Source organism: Microbacterium sp. Leaf351, assembly GCF_001423825.1.
Taxonomy (GTDB): Bacteria; Actinomycetota; Actinomycetes; order Actinomycetales; family Microbacteriaceae; genus Microbacterium; species Microbacterium ginsengisoli.
Genome location: NZ_LMPK01000033.1, coordinates 98,174 through 104,518 on the forward strand (window position 1 = coordinate 98,174; position 6,345 = coordinate 104,518).

A 6,345-nucleotide genomic window follows, 5' to 3' on the forward strand; every position below is an offset into this window, starting at 1 on the left:
ACTTCGAGAACGGCTACAAGACGCTCGACGCGACCTTCATGGAGTCGGTGCTGTGGGCCTTCGCGACCCTCTACGAGAAAGGTCTCGCGTACGAGGGCTACCGCGTGCTGCCGTACTGCTGGCGGGACGAGACGCCGCTGTCGGCACACGAGCTTCGCATGGACGACGACGTCTACAAGATGCGCCAGGACCCCTCGGTGACCGTCACGTTCCCGCTCGTCGGCACCAAGGCGGAGGCGCTCGGGCTCACCGGTGTGCGCGTGCTCGCGTGGACGACCACCCCCTGGACCCTCCCCACGAACCTCGCCCTCGCCGTCGGCCCGGACATCACCTATGTCGTGGTGCCCGGCGGGCCGGCGGGCGCCGCCGACATCCCGACCGCCGACGACGCGTCCTCCGCGGCGGCGCACCGTTACCTGCTCGCCGCCGACCTTCTGGGCGGCTATGCGAAGGACCTGGGTTACGAGAACGCGGATGCCGCGCGCGAGGCCGTCGAGCGCACCGTGCTCGGCCACGAGCTCGCCGACGTGCACTACGACCGCCTGTTCGACTACTACGCCGACGAGGCGTTCGGCACCGAGAACGCGTGGCGCATCCTCGCGGACGACTACGTGTCGACGAGCGACGGCACGGGCGTGGTGCACCAGGCTCCCGCGTACGGCGAGGACGACAAGCGCATCGGGGATGCAGCCGGCATCCCGACGATCGTGAGCCTCGACGACGGTGGCCGCTTCCTGCCGCAGGTGACGGATGTCGCGGGCGAACTCTGGATGGACGCGAACCGTCCGCTCATCCGCCTGCTGAAGCAGGAGGGTCGGCTGCTGCGCGAGGCGAGCTACGAGCACTCTTACCCGCACTGCTGGCGGTGCCGCAACCCTCTCATCTACAAGGCCGTGTCGAGCTGGTTCATCCGCGTCACCGACATCAAGGACGACCTGATCGCCGGCAACGCGCAGATCACGTGGGTGCCGGGCAACGTGAAGCACGGCCAGTTCGGCAAGTGGCTCGAGGGCGCGCGCGACTGGTCCGTCAGCCGCAACCGGTACTGGGGTTCGCCGATCCCGGTGTGGAAGAGCGACGACCCCGCCTATCCGCGCGTCGACGTCTACGGGTCGCTCGCGGACCTGGAGCGTGACTTCGGCACGCTCCCTCGTGACGCGGAGGGCCAGGTCGACCTGCACCGCCCGTACATCGACGAGCTCACCCGCCCGAACCCCGACGACCCGACCGGCCGCAGCACGATGCGCCGCATCGAGGACGTGTTCGACGTCTGGTTCGACTCCGGCTCGATGCCCTACGCGCAGGTGCACTACCCGTTCGAGAACCGCGAGTGGTTCGATGCGCACGCTCCCGCCGACTTCATCGTCGAGTACATCGGGCAGACGCGCGGCTGGTTCTACGTCATGCACGTGCTCTCCACCGCGCTGTTCGGACGCCCCGCGTTCACGGGCGTGTCGTGCCACGGCATCGTGCTCGGCAACGACGGCCTGAAGATGTCGAAGTCGCTGCGCAACTATCCGGACGTCTCCGAGGTGTTCGACCGGGACGGCTCCGACGCGATGCGCTGGTTCCTCATGTCGAGCTCGGTGCTGCGCGGCGGCAACCTCGTCGTGACGGAGGAGGGCATTCGCGCGGGTGTGCGCGAGTTCCTGCTGCCGCTGTGGAACGCGTGGTACTTCTTCGCGACCTACGCGAACGCCGCCGGCGGGCCCGGGGGCCAGGCCTACACGGCGACATGGCGCACCGACTCGACGAACGTGCTCGACCGGTACATCCTCGCCTTGACCGGCGACCTGGTGCGGGACGTGGCATCCGATCTCGAGGGTCTGGACTCGACCACCGCGGCCTCTCGCCTGCGCGAGTTCGCCGAGGCGCTGACGAACTGGTACATCCGACGCTCGCGCGACCGGTTCTGGACCGGGGGCGACGTCTCCGATCCGACCAGCACGGAGGCGTTCGACACGCTCTACACCGTGCTTGAGACGCTCACGCGCGTGGCGGCGCCCCTGCTGCCGCTCGTCGCCGAGCGGGTGTGGCAGGGCCTCACCGGCGGACGCAGCGTGCACCTGACCGACTGGCCCGACGCGTCCGCGTTCCCCGCGGCGGCCGACATCCGCACCGCGATGGACACCGTGCGCGAGGTCTCGAGCGTCGCCAACGCCCTGCGCAAGCGCGAAGGCAAGCGGGTGCGCCTGCCGCTTCCGCGCCTGACCGTGGTGGTGACGGATGCCGCGGCCCTCGCCCAGTTCGAGACGATCCTGCAGGACGAGCTCAACGTGAAGGCGATCGAGCTCGTCGAGCTCGCCGCCGACACCCCCGCCGCCTTCGGCATCTCTCACCGCCTGACGGTGAACGCCCGCGCGGCGGGGCCTCGACTCGGCAAGCAGGTGCAGCAGGTGATCCAGGCCGCCAAGGCGGGCGACTGGTCGGTGGTCGACGGCGTCGTCACGGCGGGCGGACTCGCGCTCGTCGACGGGGAGTACGAGCTTGCCGTCGAGACGTCGGGTCGTCCGGAGGGTGAGGCGCTCGCGGTGCTCGCGAGCGGCGGATTCGTGTTGCTCGACACCGCCACGACACCCGCGCTCGAGGCCGAAGGTCTCGCGCGCGACGTGATCCGTGCCGTGCAGGACACGCGCAAGGCCGCCGGCTTCGACGTCAGCGACCGCATCTCGCTCTCGCTGCGCTTCGACGACGACACGGACGCCGCCGCCGTCGCGGCCGCCTTCGCTCTCGCGGGCGTGGCCGACGAGACGCTCGCTGTCAGCGCGACCGTGAACGGACACGTGCTCGTCGGTTCGACGTTCGACGCCGCCGGCCACGGCGAGCACACCGGCTCGTTCGAGGCGGGCGCCTTCGCGAACGCGGGCGCCTTCCGCGTCGAGGTCGCACGCGCGGGGGTGACCGAGTGACCGCCCGCGAGACCGCTCGCGCCGATGCGGTCTACACAGCACTGCTGCAGCGGCAGGGGGAGCAGTGGGTACAGCCGCGCATCGAGCGCACACGCCGCGTGCTCGAGTACCTCGATGACCCGCAGCGTACGTACCGCGTGGTGCATGTGACCGGCACGAACGGGAAGACGTCGACAAGCCGTATCGCAGAGAGCCTGCTGCGTTCGCTCGGTCTGCGCACCGGCCTGTTCACCAGCCCCCATCTCGAGCGGTTCACCGAGCGCATCATGATCGACGGTGAGCCGATCGCCGACGCGCAGGTGGCCGACGCGTGGGAGGAGATCGCCCCGTTCGTCGACCTCGTCGACGCGGAGCTGCAGGCCGCGGGCGATGCACGGCTGACGTTCTTCGAGCTGCTCACCGTGCTCGCGTTCGTGGCTTTCGCGGATGCGCCCGTTGACGTCGCGGTGATCGAGGTCGGGATGGGCGGGTCGTGGGACTCGACAAACACCGCCGACGGCGACGTGGCGGTGATCGCGCCGGTCGGTCTCGACCACGCCGATCGGCTCGGCAGCTCCGTCGAGGCGATCGCGGAGGTCAAGGCCGGCATCATCAAGCCCGGTGCGGCCGTCGTGTCCGCGGCGCAGACGCCGGGCGTCGCCGCCGTGCTCCGCGCCGCCGCCGAGCGTCAGGGTGCGACGATCTCGTTCGCCGACGAGGAGTTCGCCGTCACGGCGGCTAACCTGGCGGTCGGGGGCCAGGTCGTCACGGTGCGCGGACTCGCCGGCACCTACGCCGACGAGTACCTGCCGCTCTACGGCGCCCATCAGGCCGCGAACGCCGCACTCGCGATCGCGGCGGTCGAGTCGCTCATCGGAGGCGGCACGCAGCCGTTGACCGGCGACGTGGTCGCCGAGGGGCTCGCGCAGGCGACCTCGCCGGGCCGCCTGCAGCTGATCGGCACCCACCCGACCGTCGTCGTCGACGCCGCCCACAACCCGCACGGTGCGCACGCGCTCGCGGCGGGGCTGGCGGCATCCTTCGACTTCGACGAATGGGGACTCGTGCTCGGCGTGCTCGGCGACAAGGACGCATCCGGCATCGTCGGAGAGCTCGTCGATGTCGCGACCCACGTCTTCGCGACCGCGCCCGATTCCGACCGTGCCCGTGACGCGGACGCCGTCGCCGATGTGGTCGAAGCTGCGGGCCTGCCGGTGTCGGTGCATCCGGACCTCGCCGACGCGGCGGAGGCCGCCCGGTCGTGGGCGGCGACGGGAGAGCGGCGCGCGGTCGTCATCGCGGGCTCCGTCGTGCTCGCGGGGGAGGCGATCGCGCTCGCGCGCGATGAGGACTGGATGGCCGGGTGGGAGCAGTGAGCCCGCGCGAGCGCCGTCGGCGCGGTGCCGAGGAGTCGCTGGGCGCCGTCATCCTCGGATTCGAGTCGATCGTCGTCTTCCTCGGCGGTCTCGCCGTCTACGGACTCAAGGGTCTCCCCGACGGCGTCGACCCCTGGTGGGGCATCGTCGGGGGCATCGTCGTGGCCGTCGTCATGGTGCTCACGACCCTCGTGTTGCGCTTCCGATGGGGAATCTGGCTCGGATGGGCACTGCAGGTGCTCGTGTTCCTGAGCGGCTTCCTCGCGTTCGGCCTGTTCATCGTCGGGGTCATTTTCGGCGCCATGTGGGGATATGCGACGATCAAGGGGGCCCAGCTCGATCGCCGTAACGCGCGGCTCGTCGAGGGCGCCGAGAACGGAGACTGAGAACCATGGCCACCGAAGAAACCCTCGTCCTCGTCAAGCCCGACGGCGTCGCCCGCGGCCTGACCGGAGCCATCCTCGCCCGGATCGAGGCGAAGGGGTACTCGCTCGTCGATCTGCGACTCGTGGAGCCCGAACGGGGCCGGCTCGAGCAGCATTACGCCGAGCACGAAGGCAAGCCGTTCTACGAGCCTCTTGTCGAGTTCATGATGTCCGGTCCGTCGGTCGCGATCCGCCTCGCCGGCAACCGTGTGATCGAGGGGTTCCGGTCCCTCGCGGGAACCACCGACCCCACGACGGCCGCTCCGGGGACGATCCGCGGCGACTTCGGTCGCGACTGGGGGGTGAAGGTGCAGCAGAACCTGGTGCACGGCAGCGACAGCCCGGAGTCGGCGGCCCGCGAGTTGGAGATCTGGTTCGGCTGAGTCGTCCGGCGCGAGATGTGTTGATGCCCGCCTCCGCCAAGAGGCGGGCATCGACGTTGCGGAGCGGGTGTCAATGCAGAATCCGCGTGACCTCGTCCCACGACAGCGATAGCGCTGTGGGCACGGATCCGCGGTAGGCGCTGGGGTCCGCTCCGAGCGTGACAGCGGCCGGCTCGAGGTCGATGCGGTCGCCGCTCGAGCTGCGCACGGTGAGATCGAGGCGGTCACCACCCAGCGTGTTGTTCGCCTCGATGAGCTGCAGGATGCGGCGCAGCTCCGCATCAGAGACATCGGCGGCCGTCGACACGGCGCCGACGTTGAGCACCACCGTGAACCCGTCGGTGCTGCGGCTCGCCCACGCATCCGAGAGACCGAGGCCGGCACCTTCGAGCGCGGCGGGGATCTTCTGCTCGAACGACACGTCCGCCGTCGGGGCGCCGACGCACCCGGCGAGGCCGGTCACCAGTGCGACGGCGGTGGCGACGAGCGCGATCGTGCGGGGGAGCGCGTGTCGGGGGGACATGATCCTCATTCTGCTGCCGTGAACATCGAGTGGTCGACGACCGCGCCGGTGAGCGCGTCGAGTCCGGGCGGGGGAGCGCCGTGTTGGGCGGCGTACAGCTGCTCCCACGCGGCGATCGAGTCCCGGTAGTACTGGTTGTCGTGCGCGGCCAGGGGGTTCCCGGTGTCGGGCAGCGTGATGCGGTGCACGTTCGGAGGCACGGGCCCGGTGCCGTTGCCGTCGAGGCGCGGCACCAGGTCGCTCTCGTGCTGGAACGAGTAGACCGGGACATCGGCGGGAACCGCGAACCCGTCAACAGGCGATCCGTTGGTGACGACCCCGATCGTGCGGTACGGGAACGTCGGATCGGCCGCGAGGTTCGCCGCCAGGATGCCTCCCTGGCTGAAGCCTGTCAGCACCACCCGATCGCCGGGCCGGATGCCGGCGTCTCTCATCGCCTCGAGCGCGGCTCGCTCATACGCGGATCTCAGCAGGGGGTTGTCGAGCATGAGTGCGATATTCGAGTCGCGATCGTTCATAGCCCCCTTGTCGCCGCTGAACTGCCAGTCCTGCGTGGAGGGAACCGAGACCACCCAGTGCTCCGAACCGTCGGCCCGGACGACCCGCTTCACGTCGATCACCGTCGCATCGGCGCCGCCCATCAGATCCGTCGTGCCATTCACCGCGACGAGGTCGGCGAAGGTGTCGAGCCGGGTGACGCGCTGCGCGTCCTCCCATGCTTGTCGGCGCGTCGGGTCGAGCGTGTCGGGG

The 6,345-nt window shown here is 70.2% G+C and carries 5 protein-coding genes and 1 pseudogene; 4 read left to right on the top strand and 2 right to left on the bottom strand.

The window, feature by feature from the left end:
* The 4 genes from ileS to ndk all read left to right on the top strand — a co-directional run.
* A partial coding sequence (ileS, locus tag ASG00_RS08795; protein ID WP_235559462.1) for an isoleucine--tRNA ligase occupies positions 1–2,909 on the top strand: 2,909 nt, incomplete at its 5' end.
* Positions 2,906–4,264, top strand: a complete 1,359-nt coding sequence (locus ASG00_RS08800) for a bifunctional folylpolyglutamate synthase/dihydrofolate synthase (protein WP_056208682.1) — start codon at positions 2,906–2,908, stop codon at positions 4,262–4,264. The genes ileS and ASG00_RS08800, both read left to right, overlap by 4 nt.
* Positions 4,252–4,650, top strand: a complete 399-nt coding sequence (locus ASG00_RS08805; protein ID WP_056208684.1) for a DUF4233 domain-containing protein — start codon at positions 4,252–4,254, stop codon at positions 4,648–4,650. Before ASG00_RS08800 ends, ASG00_RS08805 begins: the two co-directional genes overlap by 13 nt.
* A gap of 5 nt (positions 4,651–4,655) precedes the next feature.
* Positions 4,656–5,072 carry a nucleoside-diphosphate kinase gene (gene ndk, locus ASG00_RS08810; RefSeq protein WP_045248367.1) on the top strand — a complete coding sequence of 139 codons (417 nt, stop codon included), beginning with the start codon at positions 4,656–4,658 and terminating at the stop codon, positions 5,070–5,072.
* A gap of 70 nt (positions 5,073–5,142) precedes the next feature.
* Here ndk and ASG00_RS08815 read toward each other — a convergent pair whose 3' ends face one another.
* Together ASG00_RS08815 and ASG00_RS15410 are read right to left on the bottom strand one after the other, a co-directional pair.
* On the bottom strand, positions 5,143–5,595 hold the full coding sequence (locus tag ASG00_RS08815) for a hypothetical protein (protein ID WP_056208689.1): 453 nt from the start codon (positions 5,593–5,595) through the stop codon (positions 5,143–5,145).
* 5 nt (positions 5,596–5,600) lie between these two features.
* A pseudogene (locus tag ASG00_RS15410) lies at positions 5,601–6,345 on the bottom strand (hypothetical protein); the annotation flags it as partial.